The 16,069-nt window shown below is 59.4% G+C and carries 10 protein-coding genes; 7 read left to right on the top strand and 3 right to left on the bottom strand.

What is annotated here, in order from left to right; all coding sequences use genetic code 11:
* The first annotated feature begins 109 nt into the window (after window positions 1–109).
* The 4 genes from tadA (at window position 110) to def (ending at window position 4,019) form a co-directional block, all read left to right on the top strand.
* Window positions 110–1,192 carry a tRNA adenosine(34) deaminase TadA gene (tadA, locus tag IHV84_RS13930; RefSeq protein WP_255523832.1) on the top strand — a complete coding sequence of 361 codons (1,083 nt, stop codon included), beginning with the start codon at window positions 110–112 and terminating at the stop codon, window positions 1,190–1,192.
* 93 nt (window positions 1,193–1,285) lie between these two features.
* On the top strand, window positions 1,286–2,272 hold the full coding sequence (locus tag IHV84_RS13935; RefSeq protein ID WP_198847302.1) for an LD-carboxypeptidase: 987 nt from the start codon (window positions 1,286–1,288) through the stop codon (window positions 2,270–2,272).
* A gap of 159 nt (window positions 2,273–2,431) precedes the next feature.
* Window positions 2,432–3,361 (top strand): adenylate/guanylate cyclase domain-containing protein, encoded by a 930-nt coding sequence (locus IHV84_RS13940; protein ID WP_198847303.1) that lies wholly within the window; start codon window positions 2,432–2,434, stop codon window positions 3,359–3,361.
* A gap of 115 nt (window positions 3,362–3,476) precedes the next feature.
* Entirely contained in the window at window positions 3,477–4,019 is a 543-nt protein-coding gene (gene def / locus IHV84_RS13945; RefSeq protein ID WP_198847304.1) for a peptide deformylase, read from the top strand.
* A gap of 226 nt (window positions 4,020–4,245) precedes the next feature.
* Here the strand turns inward: def and IHV84_RS13955 are convergent, their stop codons facing one another.
* Both IHV84_RS13955 and map read right to left on the bottom strand, forming a co-directional pair.
* Window positions 4,246–6,837 (bottom strand): [protein-PII] uridylyltransferase, encoded by a 2,592-nt coding sequence (locus IHV84_RS13955; RefSeq protein WP_198847305.1) that lies wholly within the window; start codon window positions 6,835–6,837, stop codon window positions 4,246–4,248.
* Between the two features lie 139 nt (window positions 6,838–6,976).
* A complete protein-coding gene (map, locus tag IHV84_RS13960; protein ID WP_198847306.1) occupies window positions 6,977–7,792 on the bottom strand; it encodes a type I methionyl aminopeptidase in 816 nt (271 codons plus the stop codon).
* Window positions 7,793–7,927: 135 nt separating this feature from the next.
* Between map and purL the strand changes: the two genes are divergently transcribed.
* The 3 genes from purL (at window position 7,928) to IHV84_RS13975 (ending at window position 13,985) form a co-directional block, all read left to right on the top strand.
* Window positions 7,928–11,935 (top strand): phosphoribosylformylglycinamidine synthase, encoded by a 4,008-nt coding sequence (gene purL / locus IHV84_RS13965; RefSeq protein ID WP_198847307.1) that lies wholly within the window; start codon window positions 7,928–7,930, stop codon window positions 11,933–11,935.
* A 313-nt stretch (window positions 11,936–12,248) separates the two neighbouring features.
* The gene (locus tag IHV84_RS13970) at window positions 12,249–13,232 is read left to right on the top strand and encodes a DUF808 domain-containing protein (protein ID WP_198847308.1); all 984 of its coding nucleotides are present in this window, start codon (window positions 12,249–12,251) and stop codon (window positions 13,230–13,232) included.
* Window positions 13,233–13,388: 156 nt separating this feature from the next.
* The gene (locus IHV84_RS13975; protein WP_198847309.1) at window positions 13,389–13,985 is read left to right on the top strand and encodes an OmpW family protein; all 597 of its coding nucleotides are present in this window, start codon (window positions 13,389–13,391) and stop codon (window positions 13,983–13,985) included.
* A gap of 284 nt (window positions 13,986–14,269) precedes the next feature.
* Here the strand turns inward: IHV84_RS13975 and IHV84_RS13980 are convergent, their stop codons facing one another.
* Window positions 14,270–16,063, bottom strand: coding sequence for an ATP-binding protein (locus tag IHV84_RS13980; protein ID WP_233100020.1), 1,794 nt, complete (start codon window positions 16,061–16,063; stop codon window positions 14,270–14,272).
* Window positions 16,064–16,069: the final 6 nt, after the last annotated feature.

The raw sequence follows: 16,069 nt of genomic DNA on the forward strand, positions 1-16,069 counted from the left end.
CAGCCCGCATACCCCCCCTCTCCCTATGGAGTGGGGGGGTTTGTCTTATGGGCCTTTGATATTCACATTCACGTAACCCCACACTCATCACTCCTCGGATATACGGTCTATGGATGGGCAACGCCTAACCGATGAGCATTGGATGAAGTTGGCCTTGGCTGGGGCCAAGGCTGCAGCGGAATTGGGGGAGGTGCCTGTTGGTGCGGTATTGGTCAAAGATAACCTGCTGCTCTCAACTGGTCGCAACACCACTGTCGGATCCTGCGACCCCGCTGGGCATGCTGAAATTAATGCACTGCGTGCGGGAGCCTTGGTTTTAGGGAATTACCGGCTCACTGAGTGCACCCTCTATGTTACGTTAGAGCCCTGTGCAATGTGTTGTGGTGCTATCCTGAACGCTCGCTTGGGAAGGCTTGTCTTTGGAGCTGCCGAGCCCAAAACTGGGGCCGTGGGATCCGTTGTGAATTTGCTCGAAAGTCATCAACTAAACCACCACACTAGTGTTTCTAGTGGAGTACTTGCCAGGGAGTGCGCTGCGGTATTGGGTGATTTTTTTTTGAATCGGCGTTTCCAGAGTAAAAAGAACAAAAAATTTCCTTTGCGTGACGATGCCCTCAGAACCCCCGAGCATGCGTTTGTCGCTGTCCCTGATTTCAGCCATCAATCCTCATACATAAGCGATTTACCTAGCTTGGACGGTTTGCGTATGCATTACGTGGACTCGGGGCCTGAAGAAAATAAATCTGCATGGCTATGCTTGCATGGACCTTCAAGCTGGAGTTTTGTTTTTCAGAATTTCTTGAATTCTATGCCAGAGTCGGAAAGAGTCGTTCTTATCGATATGATTGGCTTTGGAAAGAGCGATAAACCAAAAAGAGAGAAATTTCATCAGCTGCAGAAGCATCGTCTTATTTTGGGGGATTTTGTTGACAGGCTGGGTTTGAAGTCAATCAATGTTGTGCTTGAGGGTTGGCATTCAGGATTGTTGATGAGTCTGTGTGAAGGCATATCTCCGTTGATATGCAGCTTTTTGGTGCTTCCTGAGGGGCGGAGTCGTTTATCTGTTGGTGAGTTCGATGATGCGATGCAAGCGCCTTTTCCGGATAAAGGCTATAAAGCTGGTGTGCGTGAGTTTTCTCGCTTGTTGCTGGAATTAAAAAAAGAAAAAAATTCGGATTATAGAAATAGTTGATGATATTTTGATGTTCTTGTTTGATGTGTGCTGCTTTTGCTGTGCTGGTGCACTTTAATCGTTGTCTAGGAGCTGGTATTTTTCCAGGGTGTGATGTCCAAATTAAATAGCGAAAATAGTCGCAGCCTTTGTCACGCGGGGGCTAATCATATCTACATTTATTCCCCGGCTGGCACAATCCGTGATAAGGCTGCTTTCAAACGTGGTTTGTCCCGTCTGGAGGCTTTGGGCTACCAGGTCGAAGTGGATATCGATGCCCGTGCAGTTCACACGCGTTTTGCTGGCGATGATCAAACCCGTTTGGCTGCGATTCATCGTGCTGCCGCTAGTGGCGCCGATGTGGCACTGATCACGCGTGGTGCCTACGGCTTTACAAGACTGCTGGCGGATATCGACTACAAAAAAGTAGGCGCTGCTATTGCATCAGGCACAAAATTCGTAGGTATAAGTGATTTCACTGCGTTTCAAAACGCGGTCCTCGCAAAAACGGAATCTATCACTTGGGCTGGTCCAGCTTTGATTACGGATTTTGGTGTGGACGGTGTACCTGACGATATCATGGAGGCTTGCTTCGATGACTTGATGACAGGTCATGGAGAGGGCGCAGGTTGGCGTTTGCCGTATCGCAAAAAAGATGTAGAGAATCAATTTGCGGATCAAGAGATTTATATAGAAGATGCCGTTCTTTGGGGTGGGAATCTTGCTGTATTGGTGGGATTGATTGGAACTCCTTATATGCCTCGGATTGAAGGGGGAATTCTCTTTTTGGAGGATGTTGGAGAGCACCCTTACAGGATTGAGCGAATGTTGACGCAGCTCTTGTATGCTGGAATTTTGGCAAAGCAAAAAGCTATTGTGTTGGGTCAGTTTACTGAGTACAGGCTAGCTCCGCACGACAAGGGGTTTAATTTTCAATCCGTTGTTGATTGGGTTCGGTCGAAGGTGAGTATTCCTGTGTTGACAAACCTGCCTTTTGGGCACGTGCCAACCAAAGTGGTTTTGCCGGTTGGGGCTAAAGTTTCGCTGTCGGTAGAAAAAAGGGATGCTCTTTTATATTGGGGGCACTCGCATACTCATTGAGTAGTTTTAAAGATTTTGCGAAATTTCAAATTAATTATTCTGGCAATAATATTTAAATCAAAAATTTGAGCGCTTTACTGAGCAGGGTTAAATTTTTGGCATGAAATCGCGTTGCTGTATTAAACTGTAAGTCATGATTTATTTTGAGCCTGAAAAATCATGACTGTTCTTGCGACGGTCATCTTTGCTGACATTTCTGGCAGTGTTGCGTTGTACGAATCGTTGGGCAATGAGCGTGCAGCGGAAGCGGTTGCTCAACTGACTGATTGGATTGGCACTTGCATTCATAGCCACGCTGGTCGCGTCGTCAAAAAGCTGGGTGACGGGGTGCTGGGGGTGTTCGGAGATGCAGCCAGTGCCACAGCCGCAAGTTCTGCGATGCTCCGGGCGCACGAGCAGCGGCAAGCTCGATGGCCACATCCCATTCGCATGGACATTCGCGTAGGAATGGCTACGGGCGATATTGTGGAAGTGGACGGTGATTGCTACGGTGATGCCGTCAATGTGGCGGCGCGGCTTTGCGAGCGCTCGGGGCCAGGGGAAATTTGGGCGACAGAAACCTTGGTTTTGCTGGCGGGTGTTGCGCCTGCGGTATGGTTTAGAAAACTTGGTGCCATGGAGATTCGCGGTAAAGGTGGGCCGCTGGTGCTGTATCAAGCCGAGTGGCGGCAAGACCAGGAAAATGAATCCCTCACGGTGCAATCAGGGCTTGCAAGTCAGTTTGCAGCGATGGATTCCATTTTGGGGGCCATTCAATTCAACTGGCATGGAGTGGATGTCACCTTTACGTCCAATGAAGCTCCCATTCATATCGGCCGAGCGACACATGCTCAGCTATGCATCAATGATCCCAGGGTGTCGCGGCTTCATGCCCGCATTGATTGGCGCAACAGTGGCTTTCTATTGACCGATCTGAGCAGTTTTGGCACATGGATCCGCTTTGACGGCAGCGAGTCTCCGGTGCGTTTGCGGCGGGACGCCTGCATTCTCCATGGCACGGGTGATATCTCTTTGGGCGTTTCGTTCGGTGATCCTGTGGCGCCCATCGTTGGGTTTCAGGTTTCGGGCAATCGCATGTCTTTGCGTTGAGTCGATTGGCCAGGCGCCCCGAGCAAAAATCGCTCATGCGAGTCGCTGCTCTCGCCGCACACACCGCTGGGTTTCCCGGTCTTATTGATTGGCCGTTTCAGAAGATTCTTTCACCATGACCATACATACCATTCTCAAAATGGGAGACCCTCGTTTGCTTCGCACGGCGAAAGAGGTCACTGAATTTGATACGGATGCACTGCATTTGCTGGTGCGTGATTTGTGGGAGACGATGCGTGCTGCGAATGGCGCAGGGCTTGCCGCACCGCAGATCGGCGTAGACCTGCAGGTGGTGGTGTTTGGTTCAGAGGTCGCCAATCCTCGCTACCCCGATAGGCCGTTGGTGCCTATGACGGTCTTGGTCAATCCTGTGATCACTCCGCTGGGAGTGGAGCAAGAAGATGATTGGGAGGGTTGCCTGTCTGTTCCGGGGCTGAGAGGCAAGGTGCCGCGCTGGACGCGCATTCGGTACACGGGGTTTGATCCCTACGGTGATCCGATGGATCGCGAAGCCGAAGGTTTTCATGCACGGGTGGTGCAGCACGAGTGCGACCACCTTTGGGGAAAGCTGTACCCCATGCGAGTCAAAGATTTCACCCAGTTTGGATATACCGACGTCTTGTTTCCTGGCTTGGATCCCGCGGACGCAGACGACTAGTAGATGCTATTTGCTGTGCCCCTCTGGGCTGCAAGCTTTTTGAGCCATGGCATTCTTGCTGCACACCGAAGCGACGCATCACTATCAAAATAAGAGCGGCTGACGCTTTCTGCACAAGCGCTAGAGGCCGAAAAGGCTTGAAATCCCTTTGAAGAAGGCGAAACGCTGTAATCAGTAGCTGCCGCACACAACCCGCGCGATGGGACTTGCAGCCTTTTGCGCTCGACTACTCAGAGAGCGCCTGCAGCAACTCGGTTTCGATCTGGATTTGCCGCGCGTTGTTTTGCAGCTCTGAGCCCTGCAGCAAGAAGGTGTCTTCCACCCGCTCTCCCAGTGTGCTGACTTTTGCGAGTTGCACGCTCAGATGGTGCTGCGCGAGGATGCGTGCCACCAGATACAGCAAGCCGGCCCGGTCGCTGGCAGAAATACCGAGGAGCCAACGCTGCGCTTTCTCGTCTGGCTGTAGCGACACGCGGGGGGCTATGGGGAAGCTTTTGACGCGCCGCGACACCCTTTTGCGAGCGGGCTCGGGCAGGGGGCCGCCTGCTTCAATGGCACGGACCAAGTCGCTTTCGACCATATGCGTCAGCTCTCGGTAATGGCCAGGTTGTGATGACGCCACCACCTGGAATGAATCCAGCGCGTAGTGGTTGTTGGCGGTATGTACTCTGGCATCCAGAATGCTGAAACCTGCACGGTCGAAGTAACCGCAGATGCGTGCAAACAGGTCGGGCTGGTCGGGCGCGTAAACCAATACTTGCAGGCCTTCTCCTGCCAGCGATTGGCGGGCGCGCACGATAGGTTTGGTGGTGCCCACGTGGCGCGACAGGTGGCGCGTGTGCCACGCAATGTCTGCGGCCTCGTGCCGCATGAAATAGCTGACGTCCAATGTTTCCCACAGGGCTTTGTGGGCTTCGAACGGAAGGGCGTTGAGGGCCAGCTGCACGAGCGCTTCGCGCTTGCGGGCCTCGATTTCGGCCGCAGCATCTGGTGCGCGGCCGCCCAGGGTTCGGAGGGTGGAACGGTACAGGTCTTCCAGCAACTTGCCTTTCCACGCATTCCAGACCTTGGGGCTGGTGCCGCGGATGTCTGCCACGGTGAGCAGATAGAGGGCGGTCAGATAGCGCTCATTGCGAACCCGCTGAGCAAAGGCAGAGATCACTTCGGGGTCACTGAGGTCTTGCTTTTGCGCGACCCGGCTCATTGTCAAATGCTCGCTGACCAGGAATTCGATGAGCTGTGTGTCCTCCACGTCCACGCCATGCTGACGGCAGAAGCGCCGAACCTCCTTCGCACCGATGTGGGAGTGATCGCCCCCCCGGCCTTTGCCGATATCGTGGAACAGCGCCGCGATATAGAGAATCCAGGGCTTGTCCCAGCCCGCCGCCAAGTGGGAGCAGAACGGGTATTCGTGGGCATGTTCCGCCATGAAAAAGCGCCGCATGTTGCGCAGCACCATCAGGATGTGCTGATCCACGGTGTAGACATGGAACAGGTCGTGCTGCATTTGCCCCACGATGCCGCGGAACACCCAGAGGTAGCGACCCAGCACAGAAGTCTGGTTCATGAGCCGCATGGCATGGGTGATGCCCGACGGCTGCTGAAGGATGCGCATGAAGGTTTGGCGGTTGACCGGATCGCGCCGGAAGGCGGCATCCATCACCGAACGGGCGTTGTACAGCGCTCGCAAGGTGCGCGCAGACAGGTTTTTCAAGCCCACCGAGGTCTGGTAGAGCAAAAAAGTTTCCAGAATCGCGTGCGGGTCTTTCTGGTACAGATCGTCGCTGGCCACTTCAATGAGGCCGGCTTTTTCAAAAAACCGCTCGTTGATCGGGCGTGGTTCGTGGGTCGATGGGTTCAGCCGCTCTTCAATGTTGAGCAGCAGGATCTGGCTGAGCTGGGACACCGCCTTGGCCGCCCAGTAGTAGCGGCGCATCAGGGTTTCGCTGGCGCGCATCGGCAGACGCGAGCCATCTGGTGCTTGCGAGCGGTAGCCAAACGATTCCGCCACCGTGGTTTGCAGGTCGAACACGAGGCGGTCTTCGTGGCGTCCTGCCGCCTGGTGCAGGCGCGCCCGTATCAGGCAGAGCAGGGCTTCGTTGCGTTCAATCTGGCGCACCTCAAACGGGGTGGCCATGCCACTGGCGGCCAGTTCTTTCCAGCTGCCGCCCAATCCTGCAGCCTTGGCAACCCATAGGATGAGTTGCAGGTCTCGCAAGCCGCCGGGTGACTCCTTGCAGTTGGGTTCCAGCGCGTAAGGCGTGTTGTCGTACTTGGTGTGGCGCTGGCGCATTTCCAGCGTCTTGGCGACCAGGAAGGCCTTGGGATCCATTTGCGCCTGGTACTGGCCCTGGAAGTGTGCAAACAGCGCCGCATTTCCGCAGATGAGACGAGCTTCGAGCAGTGAGGTTTGAACCGTCACATCGGCCGCGCTTTCGGCCAGGCATTCTGAGGTGGTGCGCACGCTAGAGCCGATTTCCAGCCCCGCGTCCCAGCAGCTACCGATGAAGCCCTCAATGCGCCGGCTCAGTGCGCTGTCCGTGTCTAGCTGCGTGCCTTCTGGCAGCAGCAGTAGCACGTCCACGTCAGAGAACGGAAAAAGCTGCGCCCGGCCATATCCGCCCACCGCCACCAACGCACAGCCAGAAGGCATCTCCGCGCGCTGCCACAGTGTGTGCAGCAAACCATCCGTGAGGGAAGACAGCTTGCGCAGCACTTTGTGAATGCCCCGGGTGGAGGCTACAGAGGCTGCCATGCCCCCCATGACGGCGGCTTTTTCTTGGCGATAGGCGGCACGCAGCGACTGGATTTCGGTCATGGGGCAGGGCTTGGAAGGAAGAGGGACAAGAACCGGAGCCAGACAGTGCGAAAGTGGTGCGCCGACCCGGCTCGCGGTTGAGTCTGCGCACGCCCTGACTGCAAAGCAAAAGTCGTGCGCAGGCCTCTTGCCGCTGATTTCAGGTGCGCGTGGCAGCCACAAAACTAGGCAGTGGCGGAGACCCTGCCGACAACGTCATCACCTCGTAGCCCGTGGGAGTGACCAGCACGGTGTGTTCCCATTGGGCAGAGAGGCTGTGGTCCTTGGTGACGATGGTCCAGCCGTCGTTGCCATGGTTCTTCACATCGCGTTTGCCTGCGTTGATCATGGGCTCGATGGTGAACACCATGCCGGGTTGCAGCTCTTCCAACGTGCCGGGGCGGCCATAGTGCAGAACCTGGGGTTCTTCGTGGAATTTCTGGCCGATGCCGTGTCCGCAGAACTCGCGCACCACCGAGAAGCCGTGCCCCTCGGCAAACTTCTGGATGGCGTGGCCAATGTCTCCGAGCCGGGCGCCTGGCTTGACCTGCAGGATGCCGTGCCACATGGCTTCAAAAGTCACTGCCGACAGGCGTTTGGCTGCAATCGAGCACTCGCCAATCAGGTACATGCGGCTGTTGTCGCCGTACCAGCCGTCCTTGGTGATGACGGTCACGTCCACGTTCACGATGTCGCCCTTTTTCAGGGGCTTGTCGTTGGGAATGCCGTGGCACACCACGTGGTTGACCGACGTGCACAGCGACGCAGGGTAGGGTGGGTAGCCTGGGGGCTGGTAGCCCACGGTGGCGGAGATGGTGCCCTGCTGGGCCATGCACTCCGCGCCCAGGCGGTCGATCTCTTTGGTGGTGATGCCGGGCTTGATGTGGGGGGCGATGTAGTCCAGCACTTCCGAAGCCAGGCGGCAAGCCAGCCGCATGCCCTCAATGTCTTCGGCGCTTTTGATGGTGATGCTCATGGGTCAATTATCCCATTGGGCCTCGCTTGGCGCAGGGCTGGTGGACATGCCCGGTAAAATGGCGGGCTTCACGGCTGCTGAACCCAGCAAGCCCGTGATCCATTTGACCCCCTCACACCCCAACAGGCCGCTACCGTGACCTTGCACATGACCACGCTGGCGGGCGGCAACGCCCTCAGCAACTTCCGCGCTCAGCAACTTCAGCCCGCCCTCGAGGCCATCCACCCCAAGATCAGTGGCATTGCCGCACGGTTTGTGCACTTGGTTGCCACCGATGCTCCGCCCACGGCCGCAGAGCAAGAGCGCCTGGCGGCGTTGCTGACGTATGGCGACCCCTATGAAGGGCCGCAAGAAGGTGCCGCACTGGTTGTTACTCCCCGTTTGGGAACTCTGTCGCCCTGGGCCTCCAAGGCCACTGACATTGCGCGCAACTGCGGCATCGCTATCCGCCGCGTGGAGCGCATCACCGAATACCGTCTCAGCCTGAAATCGGGCCTGCTGGGCAAGACACCCGAGCTGACCGCCGAGCAACTGGGCCAGGTCGCCGCCTTGCTGCATGACCGCATGACCGAATCGGTGGTGGCTGACCGCAGTGCTGCTGCAGCCCTGTTCACCGAGCTGCAGCCCGCGCCGATGGAGCATGTGGACGTGCTGGCTGGGGGCCGCGCTGCGCTGGAAGCTGCAAACACTCGCTTTGGCTTGGCTTTGGCCGATGACGAGATCGACTACCTCGTCAACGCCTTCAACGGCCTCAAGCGCAACCCCACCGATGTGGAACTGATGATGTTCGCCCAAGCGAACAGCGAACACTGCCGCCACAAGATCTTCAACGCCGAATTCACCATCGACGGTGTGGCGCAGGACAAGAGCCTGTTCGGCATGATCCGCAACACCCACCAGCTCGCGCCCCAGCACACGGTGGTGGCGTACTCTGACAACGCGTCGATCATGGAAGGCCACCAAGTCGAGCGATTTGTGGCAAAAATGGCCTCTGGCGCTGATGGATCAAGCGCGAGCAGCTATCAAAAAAGTAGCGCAACGCAGCATGTGCTGATGAAGGTGGAAACGCACAACCACCCCACGGCCATCTCTCCCTTCCCCGGCGCCTCCACGGGTGCAGGCGGCGAGATTCGCGACGAAGGCGCGACCGGCCGGGGCTCTAAGCCCAAGGCGGGCCTCACGGGCTTTACCGTGTCCAAGCTCTGGGGTAGCACCGTGGGCAAGCCCGAGCACATTGCCAGCCCGCTGCAGATCATGGTCGAAGGGCCTCTCGGCGGCGCGGCGTTCAACAACGAATTTGGCCGCCCCAACCTGAACGGCTACTTCCGCGAATACGAGCAGAACGTGGGCGGCGTGCAGCGCGGCTACCACAAGCCCATCATGATTGCGGGCGGCGTGGGTGTGATCGATGCCGAGCTGACGAAGAAAATTGAATTCCCTGCCGGCTCGCTGCTGATCCAGCTGGGTGGCCCCGGCATGCGCATCGGCATGGGCGGCAGCGCCGCCAGCTCCATGGCCACCGGCACCAATGCGGCCGAGCTTGACTTTGACTCGGTGCAGCGCGGCAACCCCGAGATCGAGCGCCGTGCGCAAGAGGTCATCAACCACTGCTGGGCGCAGGGCAGCAACAACCCCATCCTGGCCATCCATGACGTGGGCGCGGGCGGTTTGTCCAACGCCTTCCCCGAGCTGACCAACGACGCAGGCCGTGGCGCGCGCTTTGACCTGCGCGCCGTGCAGCTCGAAGAGTCGGGCATGAGCCCAAAGGAAATCTGGTCCAACGAGTCGCAAGAGCGCTATGTGCTGGCGATTGCGCCCGAGTCGCTGGAACAGTTCAAAGCTTTCTGTGAGCGCGAGCGCTGCCCGTTTGCGGTGATCGGCACGGCCACGGAAGAGCGCCAGCTGGTGCTGCACGACCCCGCAGCCACGGCCGACGACCAGAAGCTGCCGGTGGACATGCCCATGAACGTGCTGCTGGGCAAGCCGCCCAAGATGCACCGCGACGTGAAGACCGTGGTGCGCGAATTCGCACCGATGGACTTGACCGGCGTGCCGCTGCAAAAGGCCGTCATCGACGTGCTGGCCCACCCCACGGTGGCATCCAAGCGCTTCCTCATCACCATCGGTGACCGCACGGTGGGTGGCCTGAGCCACCGCGACCAGATGGTCGGCCCCTGGCAGGTACCCGTGGCCGATTGCGCCGTGACGCTGGCCGATTACAAGGGCTTTGCGGGCGAGGCCATGAGCATGGGCGAGCGCACACCGCTGGCCGCCATCAACGCGCCCGCATCGGGCCGCATGGCCGTGGCCGAGGCCATCACCAACCTGCTGGCAGCGCCCATCGAGCTGCCGCGTGTGAAGCTGTCGGCCAACTGGATGGCAGCCTGTGGCGAGCCCGGCGAAGACGCCGCGCTGTACGAAACCGTGAAGGCCGTGGGCATGGAGCTGTGCCCCGCTCTGGGCGTGTCCATCCCCGTGGGCAAGGATTCGCTGTCCATGCGCACGCAGTGGAGCAACGGTTCGGACAAGAAGAAAGTCAGCTCGCCCGTCAGCCTGATCGTGAGCGCCTTCGCCTCGCTGTCTGACGTGCGCGGCACGCTCACCCCCCAGCTCGACGCCACCGAGGCCGACACCACGCTGGTGCTGATCGACCTGGGCAAGGGCCAGAACCGCATGGGCGGCAGCATCCTGGGCCAGACGCTGGACCAAAGCGGTGACGTGGTGCCCGATGTGGACGATCCGCAAGACCTGGTCAACCTCGTCAACGCCGTGAACGCCCTGCGCGCCAAGGGCCAGATCCTGGCCTACCACGACCGCAGCGATGGCGGCCTGCTGGCGGCCGCCGCCGAAATGGCCTTTGCGGGCCATGTGGGCGTGGCGCTGAATGTGGATTTGCTCGTGACCGAAGGCGACGGCGTGAGCGACAGCCGCATGGATACGGGCGATGCCAAAAACTGGGCGGGCCAGGTCAGTGCCCGCCGAGAAGAACTCACCTTGAAGGCGCTGTTCAACGAAGAGTTGGGCGTGCTGCTGCAAGTGCGTACCGCCGAGCGCAACGACGTGATGCAGGTGCTGCGCGAGCACGGCCTGTCCAAGTTCAGCCACTTTGTGGGCAAGACGCGTCCGGTGTCGTCCGAAATCGACGCAGGCAAGGGCGAATTGCAGGTCTGGCGCGATGCCAAGGCTGTGTTCAGCGCGCCGCTGGCGGACTTGCACCAGGTGTGGGACGCCGTGAGCTGGAAGATCTGCCAGCAGCGCGACAACCCCGTCAATGCCGACGCCGAACACGCGGCCGCAGGCGAGCCCACCGATCCCGGCCTGCACGTGCACCTCACGTTCGATGCCGCCGACAACGTGGCCGCGCCATACCTCAACCTTGCCAAACCCAAGGTTGCCATCCTACGCGAGCAGGGCGTGAACTCGCACATCGAAATGGCCTACGCCTTCACCGAGGCAGGCTTCGAGGCCTACGACGTGCACATGACCGATTTGCAGACCGGCCGCGTCAAGCTCGAAGACTTCAAGGGCGTGGTCGCCTGCGGTGGCTTCAGCTACGGCGACACGCTGGGCGCGGGCATTGGCTGGGCGCGTTCCATCACCTTCAATCCGGTGCTGGCGGCGCAGTTCCAGGGCTTCTTTGGTCGCACGGACACGTTTGGCCTGGGCGTGTGCAACGGCTGCCAGATGTTTGCCGAGCTGGCCGACATCATCCCCGGCGCGCAAGACTGGCCGCGCTTCACCACCAACCAGAGCGAGCGCTTCGAGGCACGCCTGTCGCTGGTGGAAGTGCTGGAGTCCCCCAGCCTGTTCCTGCAAGGCATGGCGGGCAGCCGCCTGCCGATTGCGGTGGCGCACGGCGAGGGCTATGCCAATTTCAAGTACCGGGGCAATGCCGACAAGGCCATTGCCGCCATGCGCTACGTGGACAACCACGGCCGCGCGACCGAGCAGTACCCGTTCAACCCCAACGGCAGCGCCGGTGGCCTCACGGCAGTGACCACGGCCGACGGCCGCTTCACGGCCATGATGCCGCACCCCGAGCGCGTGTTCCGCAACGTGCAGATGAGCTGGACCAGCGAAGACCAGTCGCAGTTCAGCGGCTGGATGCGCATCTGGCGCAATGCGCGCAAGTGGGTGGGGTAATCGACCGATCCACCTGAGCGGCTGCGCCGCTTCCCCCTTCTCTCGAATCGCTGGTGCGATTCGGGAAGGGAGACGCAGCCACCGCTGTGGGGCGGCCCTTGCGCGGCTGCCCTGGCGCTGTGGCCGTGCGCTTTCCAAGCACTGTGACGAGCGCTGCGTGCCGTGAAGCTTGAAGTCGCACGGATGTGCTTGTTTACGGCGGGGTGACTTTGATCGGGGCTTCGGCCCCGTTGTTGTTGCGGCCTTGTCTGGCACAGCAACGTCTTGGCGCGTTGCTATAGTCGGCGCTCTTCACCATTTCCAAGGATTTCCCATGGCCGCTGGCAGCCTGCTTGCCCTGCTCGACGACATTGCCACCATCCTCGACGATGTGGCCCTCATGACCAAGGTGGCAGCCAAGAAGAGCGCGGCCATGGCGGACGACGTATCCGTCATGACCAAGGTGGCGGCCCAGAAAACGGCGGGTGTGCTGGGCGATGACCTTGCGCTCAATGCCCAGCAGGTGACCGGTGTGCGCGCCGAGCGAGAGATTCCGGTCGTCTGGGCAGTGGCCAAGGGTTCGTTGATCAACAAGGTGATTCTGGTGCCTGCGGCGCTGCTGATCAGCGCATTTGCCCCCTGGGCGGTGACCCCCTTGCTGATGGTAGGCGGCGCGTTTCTGTGCTTTGAAGGCACAGAAAAACTGGCCCACAAATTTTTGCACCCTCAGGCAGCAGAGACCGAGCAAGAGAGTCTGTTGAAAGCCAATTCCGATCCCGCCGTGGACATGGTGGCCTTTGAAAAGGAAAAGATCAAAGGGGCGGTGCGCACGGACTTCATCCTTTCTGCCGAGATCATCGCGATCACCTTGGGTACGGTCGCAACGGCGCCTTTTGCTCAGCAACTGGCTGTTCTCAGCGGCATTGCGCTCATCATGACGCTGGGGGTGTATGGCTTGGTCGCTGGCATCGTCAAGCTGGATGACCTGGGCCTGTGGTTGCATCGCAAGGGCAGCAGCTTTGCGCAGGCGCTGGGACGCGGCATTTTGTGGGCGGCCCCCTGGTTGATGAAAGGCCTGTCGGTGGCTGGCACCGCGGCGATGTTCCTGGTGGGGGGCGGTATTTTGGTGCACGGCATCCCGGTCGTTCATCATGCGGTGGAGGCTTGGGCTGCTTCTGCAGCCGCATGGCCGGCAGGCTCTTTGTGGTCCGTGGTCGTGTCAAACGGCCTCAATGCGATCTTTGGCTTGGCTGCAGGTGTGGTGGTATTGGTTGCCGTGACGTTCGTTCAGCGCCTCAGAGGCCGCAGCGCCCGCTAAAACGTCCTGGATGCGTAGAACCCGCGGCCTTATACGCGGGGGTGATGACCTTGCGGGTAAACACGGACTATTTGACCTGCAGCAAGGTTGACCATTTCGCTAACAGGCCCAATACATGCACGGGGGCCGTCCCCGTTCAACTGCATTGAGTTCTGTATGAAGAAAAACCTGCTGGCCGTGGCCGTTCTTTGCGCACTGACTTCTGGCGCTGCGTTTGCGCAGCAAGCCGAAGGCCCTTGGCTCGTGCGTGCCCGTGCCGTGAACCTGGATAGCGCCAACAAAGACAGCACCGGTTTGGGTCTGTCGGTGAACGACAAGGTGATTCCTGAAGTCGATGTGTCGTACTTCTTCACCCCCAACATCGCTGCTGAGCTGGTTTTGACTGTGCCTCAAAAGCACGACCTGAGCTCTAGCGTTCTGGGTGGCAAGATCGGTACCCTCAAGCACCTGCCTCCTTCGCTGCTGGTGCAGTACCACTTCAACGCTGCCGGCTTCAAGCCCTATGTGGGCGCTGGTATCAACTACACCCGCTTCTCCAGCGTGAAGCTGCCTGCCGGCGTGGATATCGACCGCAACAGCTTTGGTGCTGCCCTGCAAGTCGGCGTGGACATCCCTCTGCAAAAGAACCTGTACCTGAACCTGGACGTGAAGAAGGTCTTCATCAAGACCGACGTCAGCCTCGCTGGCGCCAAGATCGGCACCTTCAAGGTGGATCCCGTTCTGGTGGGCGTGGGCCTCGGCTGGCGCTTCTAATGAGCCAAACGCAACAGCGATGTTGCGTGTATTCCTAGGTGGGGAAGAGCCAGCGCATGCGCTGGCTTTTTTTATGGGCCGGAAAAACTGCAAAAAGACGAGGGCGGAATGTCGCCGCTCTCATTGCTTCGTAAGCGTGCCTTTACGCAGGTCGCTTCGTGAATCTAGGCTTGCTTCCTGACGGTCCGATGCCTTCACGCTCGTGAAGCGTATGCCCGCCGGTACAAACCCCTGAGGCTTTTCCATTTCAGACAGCCAGGGAAGTATTGGTTTTTTCCATGGAGTTACGGCGTAGTGCATGGCAAAGTCAGCGTGAATCGGGCGCCTTCGCCGGGCACCGAAGACACCGACAGTTCTCCCTGCATTAGCTCTGCCAGAGCCCGGGACAGTGCCAGCCCCAGGCCTGTGCCGCCATGTTCATTGCTGACCTGTGCGCTGCCCTGGCGGAATTTCTCAAAAATCAGCTCGTGCAAATGTTCCGGGATTCCGGGGCCGGTGTCGATCACGTGGAAGCGCAGTTGCGCGCCTTGCGGCTCCACCTCCAGCCGGACTTCGCCTTGCTCGGTGAACTTGAGCGCATTGGACAGCAAGTTGTTCAGAATCTGCTTGAGCCGCAGGCCGTCGCAAATGAGCATTTCCGGGGTCTCGTCGGGGACCGAAACGGCCAGTGCCAGCCCTTTCTGTGCCGCTGAGATGGCAAAGAAATCGGCGGTGTTTTGTACAAGTTCGCGAACAGGGTGGGGCGCGAGCACGATGGGCATGGCTCCCGCCTCGACTTTGGCAAGGTCCAGGATCTCGGTCAAAAGCGTATTGAGATGGTCTGCCGCCTGGCGAATGAGCGTGGCAGCTTCGCGGAAAGAGGGTTCTTTGAGCCGCAGCTCCATCAGTTCCGCGAAACCGCGAATGCTGGTCAGTGGTGTGCGCAGCTCATGCGATACGGCGGTCATGAATTCGCTTTTGGCCTGGCTGGCGGATTGGGCTTGTGCTTCGCTCACCGCCAATGCGGCGTGCGATTCTTCAAGTCGGCGAACGCCGCGCAGGAAGCCCACGCCACTGGCCACGATGGCAACCCCCAGCAACAGGGCCACCACCAGAGTGACGTTGCGCATGCCGCGCCATTCCTCCAGCGCGGCCTCTGTGGTGTTGGAAACCAGCATGTTGAGCGGGTATCCGGGCACGCGCCGAAACGCGGTGATTCTTTCCATGTTGTCCACTGCGCTCACGCGGGTGTAGGTGCCTTCGGGTTTGTTGACGTCCAGGAGAGGGTGGTCACTGGCCAGCTTGAGCACCTGGCCCATGCCGGTGGCTTGACCTCCAGAGACACGTGCGCGCAAGGTGTTGTCATCACCCAACAGCGTTACAGCTCCGCCGGGGCCCAAGTCCACATCGCTGAACACCGTTTCGAAGTAATCGGGGTTGACGGAGGCCACCACGACCCCGTGTAAGCGGCCCTTTGGGGAAACGATCGGGCGTGACAGCTGGAGTGTCCATTTACCCGAGACTTTGCCCAGCACGGGTTTGCCGACAAACAGGCCATTGCGCGTGAGCTGTTTGCGCAGGTCGGGGTTGCGCCCTGGCTCGAGGTGGATCTGGATGTGCTCGCGCTCCGAGAGATCCACGGGGCCGGTTTTTTGGCCATCAGGGTCCAGATTGCTGGCCACGAACCGGCCATCTGCTCCGACCAGTGACAACTGGGTCAGGATGTCTGGCACCAGCCCGGTTTCATTGGCCAGCCGCGTGAAGTCTGAGGGCTGGAGGCTGCCGTTGGCCACAGCATCGCGCATGCGCTGCGTGGCTAGGTCGATGGGATGCAGAACCCGCAGCGTTTGCTCTTGCAGCACTCGGGCCAGATTGGCGCTTTGGCGTTCCTGGGCGACCAAGGCATCTTGCCATTTGATGTAGAGGGCCAGGCCTATCAAGGCGCCCGTCACGATCAGTGCCATGGCGATGAAGCCGATGACCATGGCCTGCAGGCCTTTGGTGCGTGACGGATGTCTGCGGCCCGCCGGTGCATGGCCAGGGCGGTCGGCTTCTTGAGGCCGAGTGGCCGTGGCGGCTGATTCGAAGTGAATTCCCATAGATCA

Origin of the sequence: Acidovorax sp. IB03 (genome assembly GCF_016406015.1) — a bacterium.
GTDB classification, from domain to species: Bacteria; Pseudomonadota; Gammaproteobacteria; order Burkholderiales; family Burkholderiaceae_C; genus Acidovorax; species Acidovorax temperans.

Coding starts and splice junctions, on each gene's coding strand:
- tadA (WP_255523832.1), top strand. CDS start 110: ATGGATGGGCAACGCCTAACCGATGAGCATTGGATGAAGTTGGCCTTG.
- IHV84_RS13935 (WP_198847302.1), top strand. CDS start 1,286: ATGTCCAAATTAAATAGCGAAAATAGTCGCAGCCTTTGTCACGCGGGG.
- IHV84_RS13940 (WP_198847303.1), top strand. CDS start 2,432: ATGACTGTTCTTGCGACGGTCATCTTTGCTGACATTTCTGGCAGTGTT.
- def (WP_198847304.1), top strand. CDS start 3,477: ATGACCATACATACCATTCTCAAAATGGGAGACCCTCGTTTGCTTCGC.
- IHV84_RS13955 (WP_198847305.1), bottom strand. CDS start 6,837: ATGACCGAAATCCAGTCGCTGCGTGCCGCCTATCGCCAAGAAAAAGCC.
- map (WP_198847306.1), bottom strand. CDS start 7,792: ATGAGCATCACCATCAAAAGCGCCGAAGACATTGAGGGCATGCGGCTG.
- IHV84_RS13970 (WP_198847308.1), top strand. CDS start 12,249: ATGGCCGCTGGCAGCCTGCTTGCCCTGCTCGACGACATTGCCACCATC.
- IHV84_RS13975 (WP_198847309.1), top strand. CDS start 13,389: ATGAAGAAAAACCTGCTGGCCGTGGCCGTTCTTTGCGCACTGACTTCT.
- IHV84_RS13980 (WP_233100020.1), bottom strand. CDS start 16,063: ATGGGAATTCACTTCGAATCAGCCGCCACGGCCACTCGGCCTCAAGAA.